Source organism: Alteromonas sp. Mac1, assembly GCF_001562125.1.
Classification (GTDB): domain Bacteria; phylum Pseudomonadota; class Gammaproteobacteria; order Enterobacterales; family Alteromonadaceae; genus Alteromonas; species Alteromonas stellipolaris.
In genome coordinates this window covers 850,271-865,737 of the sequence record NZ_CP013932.1, presented here as the reverse complement: position 1 = coordinate 865,737, position 15,467 = coordinate 850,271, and the positions used below count along the sequence as shown (strand labels likewise).

The following is a 15,467-nucleotide window of genomic DNA, read 5'->3' as shown; positions in this document are numbered from 1 at the left end:
TGTAGCTACCAGTACTTAATGTACTTTTTTATTTTAGTATCGCTTAACAGTGTAACTGCCATTGATAAAGCAGAGTTCGTGCCAAAACCCTAACCTACTGAAATTATAGGATTTAGAAAAAATAGAAATGGTAATCATTCTTTTACCTGAACAATAACAGTGCGTTTATTGCACTAGAAGTGTTCGATGCACAGCTCAGGGGTGTTTGTTGAACAGGGATATTTGTTGCAAAGCGGGGACGAAGAATAAAAACAAGAGGAAGACACTACATTCTCCCCCAGTGCTTTATTGTTAGTTTATCGGTTACAACCTTTGGGTGAATTGACCAATGGCGTTCACTACTTCTGAAGATCCATTTTGAATTTCGTTCATGACTTTGCCCGACTCGGTCGAGTATTCAAGCGCTTCTCTCGCTTTTTCCTGGCCAGCCTCAATGAGTTGCACGGCATTTTCTGTGAGCTTTCTGTTTTCATTTACCACACTGACAATTTCTTCAGTGGCTGTACTGGTTCTGGATGCAAGTTGGCGCACTTCATCAGCAACAACGGCAAAACCTCTTCCTTGATCCCCCGCTCTGGCGGCTTCAATTGCCGCATTCAGCGCCAGTAAGTTAGTTTGGTCGGCAATACCACTGATGCTTTTAACTAAGTCGGCCACTTTCTGTGACTGTTCATCAAGCTCACGAATACCCTCGCTCGCCGTTCCCATCTGCGAAGTAAGCTCACCCATAATTCGCACCATGCTACCCACAACCTCTTTACCTTTCTGGGCTTGCTCTCCCGTACCTTCCGAAATGTTAAAAGCAACATTAGCGGCCTCAGAAATAGCAAACTCTCTCTGCATTTGTTCGGTTATGACGGTGGCAAACTTAACGACTTTGTACAGTATGCCCTTGTCGTTTCGTATTGGGTTGTAAGATGCCTCTAGCCACACTTCATTACCGCGACTATCTACTCGCTTAAAGCGGTCTGAAAACATTTTGCCTTGCGAAAGGTCGCTCCAAAATTGTCGGTATTCTGGCGTGTCGACTTCATCTGCGGGGCAAAATATCTTGTGGTGCTTACCCACTATTTGCTCTGATGAATAGCCCATAGAAGATAAAAAGTTATCGTTGGCTTTAAGAATAATACCTGTGAGGTCAAACTCAATTACCGCAGTGGAGCGATGTAAAGCCTCAAGCATGTCTTTCATCTCACGGCTTTTATTAATATTTCTCGTTTGTTCAGCCATATACAAGGCGAGCCGGTCGACCACGCCGCTGTCATTAAGGATGGGTTGCAATATTCCTCTAAACCAACGGTCTTCGCCATTCGCATTAGCAAGATTAATCGCACCATGCCAATGCTGCGCTTGCTTGATAGCAGAAAGAAACTCTTTCGTAGCGGCTTGGCTCATGACTCCCTGAGGAATGAGACTATCCATGGTTTTTCCATCAAGTTCATTGGATGAAAAACCTATAGCATCTGCAAAGCCGTCGTTAACTCTATTGATTCTGCCGTTTCTGTCTAATTCAACATAAAGCATTTCTGCCCTGAGTTCGCTTTCTACCGTGTGAAATGATTCAACATCTTTGCGTAAACGTTCTACTTCTTCTAACAATTGCTTATTCTTAAAAAACATCCCGTGCTCCTCGACATTCGGGTATAGCATCTCGCTCACACAAACTTCTCATAACGTTTATGAGAGCGAGCGAGGATACAAAGTCGTTATTGCTTTAGTTGGCTGATCTAAAGATAGCAGAGGATTTACAAGTTACTTAATTATTGGAGAAATTTGAAAATGAATTGATTAATAGGCAACAGCATTAGACACAAATGGCCTAATGCTGGGCAAATGGAAGTGTAGTTATATCTCGTTTTGCCCACATTTGTGTGGCAAGCGTATTCGCTTTTTCTACGTCACACCTTTCAAGTAAAATAAGGTAGCTCACCAGCGTAGCATGAATGGCTTGTTCACCGTAAAGATGCGAAGCCTCGCCTCGCCAAACCGCCAGCATATCGCTTACGTTCATTTGGGTATCTTTAAAGGCCATTTTTTCTGTCAACTCAGGAAGAATAATTTCTTCTGTACTTCCATTACGCGTGACATAGAGTTCGGTTTTTCGCTCACTGTTTACTTCGGGGTCTCCCCCATCGCCTCGAAAGCACAGCGCTTCAAACGCGGGAAAACTTTCATTCACCCGGCAATGCTTATGGTCAAGGTGCATGTGATACACACCCTGTACACAAAAAGGGGCTGACGTTGGGTTTAGTAAGCGCGCCAAGGTATTTGCACATGAGCGCAGCCCAAATACTTCACGTAATTTAATGATGGTATTAAGCGCTGGCAATAAATGCGATAAGTCGAGATAGGTAGCACCAAATTCACGCATTTGGCGAGATGCATCGGCAATACTATTTACTTCTACAAGCCCCAAAGTAGGTAACGCTTTGCTGGCGTATAACCGACCAGAGCCTGGCTCGTGGGCGCCATGTAACATAACGGTGTAATCGTTTTTGGCTAGTATCGCGCAAGATAGCAGATACCAAGGTAGTTGGCGGCGCTTACCGGCATAGCAGCCCACATCTAACGTGGGTGTTAATTCAGCAAGTTCAGGCTCCAGTAATTCACGGCATGCATCTACAAACCCAATAACTTCTTCTGGGGTTTCTTCTCGCGTGCGTAACAGCATTAAAAAAGCACCACGTTGATCGCCGGTAACTTGGTTAGACAAAACCATCTTCATAGACTCGTAAGCTTCTTGACGGGTAAGACTGCGCCCACCTTTTTGGCCCTTGCCGATGATTTTTATATAGTTGCTAAATTGCTGAGACATGCTGCTTATTATGTAAAAGTGATGTATTGACGAGTTGTCGTGACTCTATCACCTTTCCAAAAATAAGTAACGTAGGACCACTCACATTCGCTTCAGATACCAAACTACCAATGGTACTCAAGGTACCCTCTATGACCCGCTGTTGTGGACTTGTTGCATTTTCTACTGCGGCTACAGGCCAATCATCGGCTATACCCTGATTTCCTAACGCGTCACACAGTATAGACAAGCGACTTAACCCCATATAAACCACCACCGTTTGAGAGGCTACGTTTTTTGCCAATTGCGTCATCTCTGGCCATGTTTCAGGGTTTTGAAAGTGTGCAGTAATAAAGCTTACCGCCTGTGCACAACGTCTATCAGTCAGGGGGATACCTGTGTAGGCAGACATGCCAGAAGCTGCCGTAATACCAGGTACAATAGCAAAAGGAATATTCGCTTCTGTTAGCGCCATGGTTTCTTCGCACGTTCTGGCAAACAACGCAGGGTCGCCACCTTTAAGTCGCACTACGCAATGACCTGCCTTGGCCAGCTCAACCACCTTCGCACTAATATCTTGCTGTTTCATACTGTGTTGCCCACAGCGTTTACCCACATATTCACGTTTCACATGACGGGGAATTTCTGCAATGACATCTTTGCCCACTAACGCATCAAACAATACAATATCGGCTTGCTTGATTAACCTAAGCGCCTTAAGGGTTAGTAATTCTACATCACCAGGACCCGCCCCAACAATGTACACTTTTCCTTCTTTCTTACTGCGTGGCGCGTTTTTCCCGTTGCCCAACCATCCACTTAAAAAATTTGATGTCGAGTGACGAACAGGTAACGATAATGCTTCGCGAAACAACAGCCCAAATGTGTTAACTAAAGTGTTCATGATAATGTCTCCAGAGCAAGGCTCGTGTCTGTAGCTTTTGTGTTAATCGCTCTTGTATTAGTTACATTTATACAAGGATGCACTCTGTATAGCTTTTTGGCAGACACGCTCTTAGTGTTAACTCTCACGCGCGACGCCTCCTACCGGGGTAACATGTTCGGTAATTAATGTTGCTAAAGCAGGTTTGCACGAACCGCAATTTGTGCCGCACTTTAGCGTATCGCCCAATTCAGACACTGATGAACACCCTGCTGCAATCGCTTTGTTAATGGTTTTTTCCCTTACAGAAAAGCAGCTGCAAACCACAGGGCCATTTAAAAACGCTTCATCCACTTCGCAGCGTAAAAAATTAGCCAGTTTGTCAGGGCTGAAACTTTGCGTTAATGCACTGTCTATCCAAGAATTTGGCACATCATACTTTGGCTTGGCACTCGGGCTTTTCGTACCGAAAAATGCCATAAAACAAAACGAATCTTCATAAGTACAAATCAGCACTTGGCTATCGGTAGTTTTGTGTTGATAGCACACCCACGTTTTAGGTAATTTTTCTAGCAACCCCGTCATTAACGCTTGCGATGTAAGTTGGCTGGCAATAGATACTCCCAGCCCATTTTCGATTAATTGTTTAGCCCAGTAGCCGCCATTACATTCCACTACCTCGCTGAGCACATTGACGATATTTAATTCGCTATTTGCCAATTGTACGTTGTCACTAATAAAAAGCTTTCCGTAGCTTAAAAATTCGTGAGGGGTAATAGATACCGCACCATGTTTTAGTTCTGGCTGCCCTGAAATAGGATCGGTTGCAGGCGCATAAAGCTTTGCTAATTTACTGTGCGAGCCCCACTCTCCAGACCAATGGATAGGAACGAACACATCGCCTCGACGCTGACGTTTATCGATTTGCACAGGGAAGATACAGGGTGTTTCGCCGCTCACTTTACTGCTAAGAGCAACATAGTCGTTTTGTGCTACAAGCAATGCTTTTGCATCTTCGGGATGAATATAAACATTAGCGTGGGCAGTGTGGGCATGAAGTACCGGCGCCTTACCTGTTCGAGTCATGGTGTGCCATTGGTCGCGCATTCGCCCACTATTAAGCACAAATGGAAATTCATTCGAGGTCAACTGAACAGGCACTGTAAATTTCACAGCAATAAAGTTTGCTTTGCCCGTCGGGGTAGAAAACACTTTGTTATAAAAGGGGCGAACAGGTGCAAGTGTCTGGTCGCTGTTGGTAATCAGAGGCCATTGTACGGGCGCCATCGCATCATATTGTGCATGCGATTTACCGGCTAAGGGGGCAAGATTAAGTTGTCGTGCACCATCATTTTTATATGCTGTTAAGCGGGCATGTTCATCAAATATTTCACTAGGGTGAGAGTAGGAAAATGCGCTGCTAAAGCCCATTTTACTGGCTACATCACACATAATTTGCCAATCGTGTTTGGCTTCACCTGGAGGCGACATAATGCCACGTTGACGGGAAATTCTGCGCTCTGAATTCGTTACAGTACCGTCTTTTTCCGACCATCCTGTTGCAGGCAGTGCAATATCGGCAAAGGCAAGGGTATCGTTACTTTGCACAATGTCAGATACCACTACCATGTCGCACTTTTTGAGCGCCGATTCAACTTGCTCACGATAAGGCATACTGACTACGGGGTTTGTACCCATTATCCAAACAAACTTTATTTGCCCCGCATCCATAGCAGAAAACAAGTCTACCGCTTTTAAGCCGCCTTGCTCTGGCATAGCAGGAGACTGCCAAAACGCTTTAACATTTTCACGGTGTTCAGGGTTTTCAATATCACAATGCGCCGCCAGCATGTTGGCTAAACCACCCACTTCTCTGCCACCCATGGCGTTGGGCTGGCCTGTTATTGAAAAGGGTCCACAACCTGGCTTGCTAATGAAATCTAGCGCCAAGTGGCAATTAATAATGGCGTTGGCCTTGTCTACACCAGCAGAGGATTGGTTAACCCCCATGGAATAGAAGGTAACCGCACTTTCTGCGCTAATAAACCATTGATAGAAAGTGGCCAAATCTGCTTCATTTAAACCACACACACTCGCCACGTCTTTTGCATCAAGCGTGTTAGCACTTGCGATGGCGTCATTTAATCCTTGGGTGAACTCGCCAATAGCAGGTTCATCGATTGCCCCATTGGTGTGAGCAAATTGAAGTAGCCCATTAAACAGTGCGACGTCACTGCCCCCTTTAATAGGTAAGTGTAAATCGGCGATAGTACATGTTTCGGTTTCCCGAGGGTCTATCACCACCACTTTCATATCTGGATTGCGAAGCTTAGCCCGTTGAATACGCTGGAATAACACAGGGTGTGCCCACGCAGTGTTGCTGCCCGTAAGCACCAACAGCGAAGTACACTCTAAATCGGTGTAATCACAAGGCACCACGTCTTCGCCAAACGCACGTTTGTAACCTGCAACAGCAGATGACATGCAAAGCCGTGAGTTTGTGTCTATATTTGCGCTGCCAATAAACCCTTTCATGAGCTTATTCGCAACATAATAATCTTCAGTAAGTAATTGCCCTGATACATAAAACGCAACGGCATCCGGCCCATGTTCAGCAATAGTCTGGGTGATTTTATCAGCCACCGCGCGAGTAGCCGTGTCCCAATCTACCCTTGCACCTGCCATGGTTGGGTGAAGCAAACGGCCGCTAAGATCGTTTGTTTCAAGCAGGTTTGTGCCTTTCACACACAGACGACCATAATTGGCCGGATGCTCGGGCGTACCAGTAACCTTGTCCAGGGAGGTTGTGCGCCCGCTAACGTTGCAACTGATATCTACACCACAACCAACACCACAATAAGGGCAGGTGGTTTGCTTTTGCCGTAGTAGTGGTTCCAGCATAGTGGTTTTTGGTGTAGCCATATTCATGGAAAAACTCTCTTAGTAAACAAAGACAACGGATAAAAATGGGTTAAACAGCAACGAGTATTCGCTCACCTTCCACTTTCACGTCGTACGCCACTACGCTTACGTCATCACGTTCAATACACTTGCCTGTGGCCAACACGTAATGCTCTTTATAAAGAGGCGATGCCACCACGACATCATCCGCTATGGAGCCTATAAGGCCACGATAAAGCACATTCGCCTTGCCGATAGGATCCCAGTTGCTAATAGCGTAAAGAAACTGCTCGCCACCTTTCATTACACTAAACAACGCCACCTGCTGACCTTCGATAAGTGCACAAACACCACTGTTTGTTACCACGTCGTCAATGCCACACACGTCATGCCAAAGGGGCGCCACTTCTGTATTTGCTGTCATCAGTTTGTTCCTTATTAAATTACGTCAACCGCAATGAGGTTGTCGGCACCTTTAGACTTTTCCATTTCAGTGGCAGGTCTAACTTGGCCCCGTTCAGATACAAATTGAATGTTTGTATCTGTGCCATCTGTGTTAACGAATTGACGGAAACGTTTGCGGGATGCTTCGCTTTCAAGCGTAGTTTTCCACTCACATTGATAAGCACCAACCACAGTTTCCATCTGGGCTTCTAAGTCAGCGTTAATGTTTAGCGAATCATTCATAACAACATCTTGAAGATAAGCTAAACCGCCTTCTAAGTTGTCCATCCACACTGATGTACGTTGAAGCCTATCGGCGGTGCGTACATAGAACATCAATACGCGGTCGATGTATTTAACCAGCGTTTCTGTATCTAAATCAGTAGCGAATAAATCGGCATGACGAGGTTTCATACCGCCGTTTCCGCACACATATAAGTTCCAGCCATTTTCGGTAGCAATAACACCAATGTCTTTACTTTGTGCCTCTGCACATTCCCGGGTACAGCCGGAAACGCCGAATTTAATTTTGTGCGGTGCCCGTAGGCCCTTGTAACGGTTCTCTAAATCGATTGCGGTTTTCACCGAGTCTTGCACCCCGTAACGACACCAAGTGCTACCTACACAAGATTTCACGGTACGAAGGGCTTTAGCGTATGCATGCCCAGTTTCAAAGCCGCCTTTAACCAAGGCTTCCCATATATCAGGAAGTTGATCGACCCGCGCGCCAAATAAATCAATACGCTGACCGCCAGTTATTTTGGTATACAGGCTGTATTTTTTGGCAACTTCGCCTAACAAAATAAGCTTTTCTGGGGTAATTTCTCCCCCCGCCACACGAGGAACTACAGAATAAGTGCCATCTTTTTGCATATTACCAAGGTAAATATCGTTGGTATCTTGCAGGGGTAAATGCTCTTGTTTAAGTACGTAGTCGTTGTACACAGACGCTAAAATAGAGCCTGCAGCTGGCTTGCATATTTCACAGCCAAGACCCGTACCATGCTTTTCGAGTAACTCGTCAAAAGAGGTAATGCCGTTCACTTTTACAATGTGAAATAGTTCTTGGCGGGTATGATTGAAATGCTCACAAATGGCTTTCGAGACTTCAACGCCGCGTTTTTCAAGTTCGCTATCAACCACGTTTTTCAACAGTGCTGTACATCCACCACAACCCGTGCTGGCTTTTGTGCAGCTTTTTACGTCGCCAAGACTGCAACAGCCTTCGTCGATAGCCGAGACAATGTCGCTTTTAGCCACGTTATGGCATGAACATATCGTTGCGGTATCTGGCAGCGCATCAGCGCCTAACGCTGGCGCAGCGCCTGAACTCGGCAGAATGAGGGTTTCTGGGTTTTCCGGCAAATCAATACCGTTTAAGGCATATTGCAACAAGGTGTCGTAGTCACTAGTATCACCCACTAACACGGCACCTAACACTTTTTGTTGGCTTTCATCTACTACCAACTTCTTGTACACGCCTTCAGGCTGATTAAAGTAGGTATAGCTTTGTGCGCCAGTAGTACGCTCGTGCGCATCACCAATAGAGCCCACCTCCACGCCCATCAGCTTGAGTTTAGTACTCATGTCGGCGCCAGTGAATACGGTATCTCCACCTGTTAGCGCACTTACTGCGGCGCGAGCCATGGTGTAACCAGGCGCAACCAAACCAAATATGCGGTTTTGCCACAGCGCACATTCGCCCACGGCGAAAATGTCAGGATCTGAGGTTAAGCAGTTGTCATCAACGACAATACCCCCACGCTCCCCAAGGGCTAGCATGGATTTTCTGGCGAGTTGATCTGATGGGCGAATACCTGCTGAAAACAACACCATATCAGTTTCAAGAAAAGTACCGTCGGCAAATACCATGCGATAACGTGATTGCTCACCGGCTTCAATAACCTGTGTCGCTTTCTGGGTATGTACAGTTACCCCTAATGATTCAATTTTACTTCGAAGTACGTCACCGCCGGTTTCGTCTAACTGCACTGCCATAAGCTGTGGCGCAAATTCCACAACATGGGTTTCAAGGCCTGCTTCTTTTAATGCGTTTGCCGCTTCAAGCCCCAATAAACCGCCACCCACTACCACACCCACTTTGCTTTCGCGGGCAGAGTTTTCAATCGCAATCAGGTCATCAATAGTGCGATACACTAAGCAGTGTTCTTGATCGTTTCCAGGAATAGGCGGAACAAACGGGTAAGAACCCGTGGCAAGTACCAACTTATCGTAGGGAAACACCTGGCCATCTTCTGTTAACGCCTTTTTTTCGTCGCGCAGCAAGTCAGTCACTATGGCGTTTGTTACCACATTAACGCCCCAATCACGATATACATCAGCGGTGGTCAGCGCTAAATCATCTGCACTAGCACCACTAAAGTAAGAGGACAAATGTACTCTATCGTAGGCTAGTCTCGACTCACCACACAGTACGGTGATATCAACGTTATCGCTGCTTTGATGAAGCTGTTCAACAAAATGGTGCCCTACCATTCCGTTACCAACAACCAGAATTCGCGTTTTAGATGCCAAAGATGTCATGGTCTCTCCCCTTTATTCGGGACAAAAAAAAGCCCGCATCAACTTTCGTTGTTGCGGGCTTCGTTGCCTATCAAGCGCTACGAGTGATCGTAGCTATCAAATTTTTATGAGCTAAGTTGCTCTAAACATACACACATAATTTTTCACACAATAAAGTATATCCAATATTAGTGCCATGTCATTACAAGCCTGTTTTATATAGATTTATTCAAATGCCAGGCTTTTCGAACCACCTAAGTTTGCACCAAACAAAAGCATTTGCGATTTCATTTGGTGCATTTAAGCGCTCTATCTTACTTTCTTGTATTAGTAATGCGCCTCAGTAGTAACACCAAGGCGTTGACCAACAGCAGTTAAGCAAGTTTATCGGTAGCAACTCTATAACGTGGATCTTCATTCACGTTAATTTCTACAAACTTGTCTGCTTTACGCAGTAAGTTTCGACACTCATCACTGATATGGCGAATATGCAGCTTCTTGCCTTGCTGTTCGTATTTGTCAGCTAAGGTGTCTAAGGCATCAATACCTGAAGAATCCCAAATTCGCGATTCTTTAAAGTCGATAACTACATGCTCAGGATCATTGGCAATATCAAACAAGTCTTTGAAGTGGGAAACAGAGCCGAAGAACAGTGGCCCTTCTAAGTCATACACTTTCCAATCGTCGTTATCGATATGACTCTTAACTTCAATATGGCGAGCATGCTTCCACGCAAAGACCAAGGCAGAAACGATAACACCCACCACAACCGCAATCGCAAGGTCGGCAATGACCGTGACCGCGGTAACTAAAAACAGAACAAACGCATCTTCTTTATTTACACCACGAATAATGCGGAACGATGCCCATTCAAAGGTAGCGATAACTACTACGAACATTACGCCAACTAATGCCGCTAGAGGAATCATTTCAATTAATGGTGCTGCAAAAAGGATAAAAGCAAGAAGTACCAATGCCGCAGTAATACCTGATAAACGTCCGCGGCCACCAGAGTTAATGTTAATCATGCTTTGACCAATCATGGCACAACCACCCATGCCGCCAAAGAAGCCATTTACAGTATTTGCTACGCCCTGACCAACACACTCTTTGTTGCCACGGCCGCGGGTGTCTGTCATTTCATCAATAAGCGATAATGTAAGGAGTGATTCAATCAAACCAACCAAGCATAAAATGATTGAAGTAGGCAGAACAATCATTACCGTTTCCCAGGTAAACGGCACCATAGGGATAGCAAAAGTTGGTAGTTCACCCGCTAGGGTAGCGCTAGCTTTCTGTGCTTCAGGCAGTAAATCACGCACGAAATCGATAACGGTACGCGCTTCTAAATCAAGTCCGTGTACCATGGCAGTTACAGTAACAATAGCCACTAACGAGGCTGGCACTGCGGTAGTAAGCTTAGGCAGTAAGTAAATAATCGCCATGGTAAGCGCGACGAGCCCAAGCATCCAATACAACATAGACCCTTGCATCCACTCCAATTGCCCTAAGGCATTCACGACTTTGAATTGACCTAATTGAGCGAGGAAAATAACAATCGCTAGACCATTTACAAACCCTAGCATTACTGGGTAAGGCACCAATCGTATAAACTTACCTAGCTTGAATATGCCGCAGAGTATTTGCAGTAAGCCGGCTAAAATAACAGCGGCAAACAAATATTGAACGCCATGCTGTGCTACTAGTGCCACCATGACCACGGCCATAGCACCTGTCGCACCAGAAATCATTCCTGGACGTCCGCCAATGGCCGACGTGATAAGTCCCATCATAAATGCGGCATACAACCCAATCATGGGTTCAACACCAGCAACAAATGCAAAAGCAACCGCTTCTGGTACCAGTGCTAGTGCAACGGTAATACCAGAAAGCACGTCATTTTTTACATTACTATCTCGATTAGTAATTAAATCAAACATGTTTTCTCAGGAGTCTAGAGGTTTTAGGGGTCGTGCGGTAACAGTATAGCTGTGGATGCTGTAAATCACTGCCATGCACAAATTTTGGTGCGATTCTATCACCTTTAAGGCTTAAAATCTTTTAATAGAATGTTAATCGAACAGAGGATTTTAAGCTGACAAGGCTGGCTTTCCATGGCATCGTAGCAAACTTAATTTTTCCCTAACAATTGATTCGTCGTTTATTGTCATTGACGCTCTCAATGGTATTCTCACTGATTTTTTAAACTACGTTGCTGATACTTTTGGTGGCGAGTGTATTTGACCAACCGATAAGGAGTGGAAGTGGTCCCTTATTTACTCACTATTTTATGCGTGCTAGTGGCTGGCGCTATTCATTGGGCATTTCCAAAAACCTTCTGGAAATCCACGTTAATGTCTACTGCAGTCATTCTGCTCTTTTCTATTGCCGCATTATTTATCTTCAAAGCATCCGGCATGCTAATGACTGAAACCGGTGAAGACCCCGACTTTTCAGGTAAATTACTGATGATTACTGCGTTGATGTCTTTCTTCGGGCTTCTTATTTCTATTTTTGTGGGCTGGTTTCTTCGAGTTGTAAGAGCCTAGTAAGAGCGTAATATCGAATATTAAGCTAGGTGCAAGGCTAAGATCATTTTAACTTGCACCGTTATCGAGCACAAAACGTGGCACGCGTAGTACTGGTTATAGATATTGGTTCAAAAACCCATCTCTAATAAATTCCACTTTAATAAATATCCCATTAAAAACAGATTCTTAAGCAAAAGCATTCAAGAAAGGTACGTTAAGGCATAGGCATTGCTTTTATAAACTATTCACTTAGTTCGCTAAATCCATAACGTATCATGCAAACAGACCATGAAATAACGGCCGCTACCCATTATAGCGATGCTACAAAGCGCTTCTTGCTCGCTGCCAAACGCGCCGAAATTACGGTGCTTGAGCAGCTATCCAGCAACTGCCGTATTGTTATTTCGGTTCGAAATATGGTGCATGCTCTACAGCGCGAGCGTGGTGCCACCAACATTTATTTAGCGTCTAAAGGTGATAGGTTTGCAGGGCAGCGTACCACTCATATTGAAGCAAGCTGTGAAGCAGAATCGATGTTACGCAGTCAACTCAAATCACTGTATTTAACCGATAGCCATGACACCGCTAACCCTCGCTTGTTAAGCAGCATTACTCTTGCTCTGCAAGGCATTGATTACCTGCCCGTACTTCGTGAACAAGCGAAAAATTTAACCCTTTCCCCGCTAGATTCCACTCGCGCTTATTGCCGCTTAGTCGCTGGGCTACTTACCGTTATTTTTGAAGCCGCTGACATTGCAAGTGACCCTGTGATAACCCGCCTTTTAGTTGCACTTTTTAACTTTATGCAGGGAAAGGAATATGCGGGGCAAGAACGCGCATGGGGTGCTATTGGCTTTGCAGAGACGCATTTTGATAAACGCTTATGCGATAAACTCAGCGCACTTCAACACGCCCAACAGCATCACTTTACCGTGTTTAACGAATTCGCGCGGGCTTGCCATAAAGACGCTTACCAGCTTTTAGATGACAGCCCTGCCGCACACGATATTAATCAATTACGCAAAATGATTGCACAGCTTGCTGATGGCAGCCCGATTGCGGCTGAAATTAGTGAAGTGTGGTTCGATGTGGCCACGCGGCGCATTGATGCCATGCAAGAAATTGAAAATAAACTGACCGACAGCTTAACTAAAGAAGCGCAAACTAAAGTCAGTAACGCGCATCATGAAATGAAAAACCATCAACGGTTGATTGAAAGCTTTACCGATGAACATGCGCAAGATGGTTCCCCCCTTACGATGCTTTTTGACCCTCGCATGCCGGGCTTAGTGGAAGACAGTGATCTCGCCCTGATACAGCACGATATGACTGGCTTAAATAAAGATGCTGATATTAGCGAGCAGACACAAACCTTGTCCGCGCATCGTTCATTTTATGATTTATTAAGAGGACAAGCTCAGTATATTGAAGACATGAGCCGTGAGTTGGAAGAAGCTAAACGCGCTATTACCGAGCACAAGTTAGTAGATAGAGCCAAACTCATTCTTATGCAGCAATTTCAGTTGAATGAAAATGATGCATATCGAAAGCTTCAAAAACAAGCCATGAATGAACATAAAAAGCTTACTGACATCGCTGCTACCGTTGTTGAAATATCAAATAGAGCGAATCAACGCTGAACCTAAAGTAAGTTGCGGCCACGTTACCAGCCAATTTTTCGCTTTTACACGTTGGGTAAACACGTCATCTCTAGGATGACGGGGGTTTATTGAAATCGTACCAGCAAAATTACTTGATAGCCCATAGGGCGCAAGCATATCAAACGTATCATTCCCCTCATTTGGGCAAAGCCTGATGGCGACACAGGTTTCTTTTTCCACCCAATAACTAATGGCCTCTTCGCAATCTTTATAGACGTTATGGCCATGGTTCAGATGCATACGGGCCTGATTCTTCACTTGCCAGTGGGCTGATGGAACTTGCGAAGTTAACGCTCTTTCTATGTTGAGTTCGGTGTCTTTTGAGGTATCTGATGGGTTGAAGTAAATAACATCGATGTCGTTTAATGGCGTAGCTTTCTTATAGCCATGAAGCTCATCCCAAATGGCATTACGTAGAAATCCCGCCGCTAAATACCCTTGGGGCAGGTTTAGCGCTTTGAGCGCAGTCAAACACTGCATGCGATAGAGATCTTCGGTTAGCATACGGCTAACTGCTAATCGGGCTTCGCTTTCTGTAATGCCTGTACTGTCTGGGTTCGTCATCATTAAAGCCGTTTACTTGAGCAGACTAATTTCATAAGACTAATGAAAAGGCCAACATAGAAAAGCTAGCATGAGAAAGCTAGGTGTTATTTCGAATGCTCAGAACGAATCCGCAGATTCCTTTGCCATTTGATCACATAGAAACTAAATGCGGCTATCGCCCCGCCTCCTAGCCATCCTGCTATTACGTCGGTCGGCCAATGTACGCCTAATTGCACTCGACTCAGGCCAATCATAAATACCAAGAGTGTAGTCAGAGAATATACCCAAACTTTTAATTTAACTTTTGTGATAGAAAAGCAAAACAGCCTAGCAATACAGAAGTAAACAAGAGTAGACATCATGGCATGAGCAGAAGGGAAGCTTTGCGTTAATACGGTAACTTGATGGCCAGACAGCGGTGGTCTAGGGCGGTCTATACCGGCTTTAAGAACAAAGGTAATCACCAAACCTGCTACTACCGCTATTAATAGCGTAAATGCTTTTTTAGGATGCCCGGTCAGCTTCAACCAACCGGCGACGGCAAGTGAAAAAAAGATAAGTACTTCATTACTGCCAAGTGCGGTGAAATTTTCAAAGAAGCGTTGGATAACCCCCGGCATATCGTCCCACACCAACATTTGAATGACGGCTTTGTCGAAAGGCGCTAATACTTCCATGGTGGCAAATAGCATTAGCAGCAAAAAGCCACCACCTAATAACACCACCTGCACCGTGGGTGTTTTTACTATTTGCAAATACGCGTTAACCGAACTTCTTACTTCCATGCTGCGTAGCGCTCCTATTGGGGCTATATAAAATTAAAATGAATACTTAATTAAAGGATGAAACGAATAAATACGCGTTAAGACTTGCTGCCACCTAAACACGCTGGCGATGTTAGCGCTTCGCCACCCCGTGCTACCCACTCTGATGGGGTGTAAGTGTGTAATGCTAGCGCATGTACGGGCCCTTTCAAGGCTTCATCGACCAACGTATTAATTTCACGATGACGAGCAATTAAACGTTTGCCTTCAAAGGCATCAGCAACCACGGTTACCTTGAAATGACTTTGCGCACCGTCAGGCACATTGTGCATAAAACTCTCGTCTTCTACCTTTAATAAAGCAGGTGAAAGTGCGCTGGTAATGGTCGATTCTATAAATTCTTTAACATTCATATGAAAA

The 15,467-nt window shown here is 45.0% G+C and carries 12 protein-coding genes; 2 read left to right on the top strand and 10 right to left on the bottom strand.

From position 1 onward, the window contains the following. Window positions 1-303: 303 nt before the first annotated feature. The 7 genes from AV939_RS03625 to AV939_RS03595 all read right to left on the bottom strand — a co-directional run bounded on the left by AV939_RS03625 (window position 304) and on the right by AV939_RS03595 (window position 11,485). Window positions 304-1,620 (bottom strand): methyl-accepting chemotaxis protein, encoded by a 1,317-nt coding sequence (locus tag AV939_RS03625; protein WP_057793928.1) that lies wholly within the window; start codon window positions 1,618-1,620, stop codon window positions 304-306. Between the two features lie 199 nt (window positions 1,621-1,819). Beyond that, window positions 1,820-2,815: a glycosyl transferase family protein gene (locus AV939_RS03620; protein WP_057793931.1), complete on the bottom strand. Its 996-nt coding sequence runs from the start codon at window positions 2,813-2,815 to the stop codon at window positions 1,820-1,822. Continuing rightward, the gene (gene cobA, locus AV939_RS03615; RefSeq protein WP_057793933.1) at window positions 2,799-3,698 is read right to left on the bottom strand and encodes a uroporphyrinogen-III C-methyltransferase; all 900 of its coding nucleotides are present in this window, start codon (window positions 3,696-3,698) and stop codon (window positions 2,799-2,801) included. The genes AV939_RS03620 and cobA overlap by 17 nt, the downstream gene beginning before the upstream one ends. Before the next feature lie 117 nt (window positions 3,699-3,815). Further along, window positions 3,816-6,605 carry a nitrate reductase gene (locus AV939_RS03610; protein ID WP_057793935.1) on the bottom strand — a complete coding sequence of 930 codons (2,790 nt, stop codon included), beginning with the start codon at window positions 6,603-6,605 and terminating at the stop codon, window positions 3,816-3,818. A 43-nt stretch (window positions 6,606-6,648) separates the two neighbouring features. Continuing rightward, window positions 6,649-7,002, bottom strand: a complete 354-nt coding sequence (gene nirD, locus AV939_RS03605) for a nitrite reductase small subunit NirD (RefSeq protein ID WP_057793937.1) — start codon at window positions 7,000-7,002, stop codon at window positions 6,649-6,651. Between the two features lie 14 nt (window positions 7,003-7,016). Beyond that, the gene (nirB, locus tag AV939_RS03600) at window positions 7,017-9,566 is read right to left on the bottom strand and encodes a nitrite reductase large subunit NirB (RefSeq protein WP_057793939.1); all 2,550 of its coding nucleotides are present in this window, start codon (window positions 9,564-9,566) and stop codon (window positions 7,017-7,019) included. A gap of 353 nt (window positions 9,567-9,919) precedes the next feature. After that, window positions 9,920-11,485 carry a SulP family inorganic anion transporter gene (locus tag AV939_RS03595; protein ID WP_057793941.1) on the bottom strand — a complete coding sequence of 522 codons (1,566 nt, stop codon included), beginning with the start codon at window positions 11,483-11,485 and terminating at the stop codon, window positions 9,920-9,922. Window positions 11,486-11,809: 324 nt separating this feature from the next. On the opposite strand from AV939_RS03595, the gene AV939_RS03590 reads away from it, so the two are divergent. After that, complete coding sequence (locus AV939_RS03590; protein WP_057793943.1) at window positions 11,810-12,094, top strand: hypothetical protein; 285 nt, start codon at window positions 11,810-11,812, stop codon at window positions 12,092-12,094. A gap of 257 nt (window positions 12,095-12,351) precedes the next feature. Further along, window positions 12,352-13,716, top strand: coding sequence for a nitrate regulatory protein (locus AV939_RS03585; protein ID WP_057793946.1), 1,365 nt, complete (start codon window positions 12,352-12,354; stop codon window positions 13,714-13,716). Here the strand turns inward: AV939_RS03585 and AV939_RS03580 are convergent. The 3 genes from AV939_RS03580 to AV939_RS03570 all read right to left on the bottom strand — a co-directional run bounded on the left by AV939_RS03580 (window position 13,693) and on the right by AV939_RS03570 (window position 15,460). Next, window positions 13,693-14,301, bottom strand: a complete 609-nt coding sequence (locus tag AV939_RS03580) for a nucleotidyltransferase family protein (protein WP_082605060.1) — start codon at window positions 14,299-14,301, stop codon at window positions 13,693-13,695. The genes AV939_RS03585 and AV939_RS03580 overlap by 24 nt on opposite strands. An 86-nt stretch (window positions 14,302-14,387) precedes the next feature. After that, window positions 14,388-15,068: a phosphatase PAP2 family protein gene (locus tag AV939_RS03575; protein WP_057793948.1), complete on the bottom strand. Its 681-nt coding sequence runs from the start codon at window positions 15,066-15,068 to the stop codon at window positions 14,388-14,390. A 77-nt stretch (window positions 15,069-15,145) separates the two neighbouring features. Continuing rightward, window positions 15,146-15,460 (bottom strand): BolA family protein, encoded by a 315-nt coding sequence (locus tag AV939_RS03570; protein ID WP_057793950.1) that lies wholly within the window; start codon window positions 15,458-15,460, stop codon window positions 15,146-15,148. Window positions 15,461-15,467 lie beyond the last annotated feature (7 nt).

Excerpts from the sequence above, each read along its gene's own strand:
- AV939_RS03625 (WP_057793928.1), bottom strand. The coding sequence starts at position 1,620 with ATGTTTTTTAAGAATAAGCAATTGTTAGAAGAAGTAGAACGTTTACGC.
- AV939_RS03620 (WP_057793931.1), bottom strand. The coding sequence starts at position 2,815 with ATGTCTCAGCAATTTAGCAACTATATAAAAATCATCGGCAAGGGCCAA.
- cobA (WP_057793933.1), bottom strand. The coding sequence starts at position 3,698 with ATGAACACTTTAGTTAACACATTTGGGCTGTTGTTTCGCGAAGCATTA.
- AV939_RS03610 (WP_057793935.1), bottom strand. The coding sequence starts at position 6,605 with ATGAATATGGCTACACCAAAAACCACTATGCTGGAACCACTACTACGG.
- nirD (WP_057793937.1), bottom strand. The coding sequence starts at position 7,002 with ATGACAGCAAATACAGAAGTGGCGCCCCTTTGGCATGACGTGTGTGGC.
- nirB (WP_057793939.1), bottom strand. The coding sequence starts at position 9,566 with ATGACATCTTTGGCATCTAAAACGCGAATTCTGGTTGTTGGTAACGGA.
- AV939_RS03595 (WP_057793941.1), bottom strand. The coding sequence starts at position 11,485 with ATGTTTGATTTAATTACTAATCGAGATAGTAATGTAAAAAATGACGTG.
- AV939_RS03585 (WP_057793946.1), top strand. The coding sequence starts at position 12,352 with ATGCAAACAGACCATGAAATAACGGCCGCTACCCATTATAGCGATGCT.
- AV939_RS03580 (WP_082605060.1), bottom strand. The coding sequence starts at position 14,301 with ATGACGAACCCAGACAGTACAGGCATTACAGAAAGCGAAGCCCGATTA.
- AV939_RS03575 (WP_057793948.1), bottom strand. The coding sequence starts at position 15,068 with ATGGAAGTAAGAAGTTCGGTTAACGCGTATTTGCAAATAGTAAAAACA.
- AV939_RS03570 (WP_057793950.1), bottom strand. The coding sequence starts at position 15,460 with ATGAATGTTAAAGAATTTATAGAATCGACCATTACCAGCGCACTTTCA.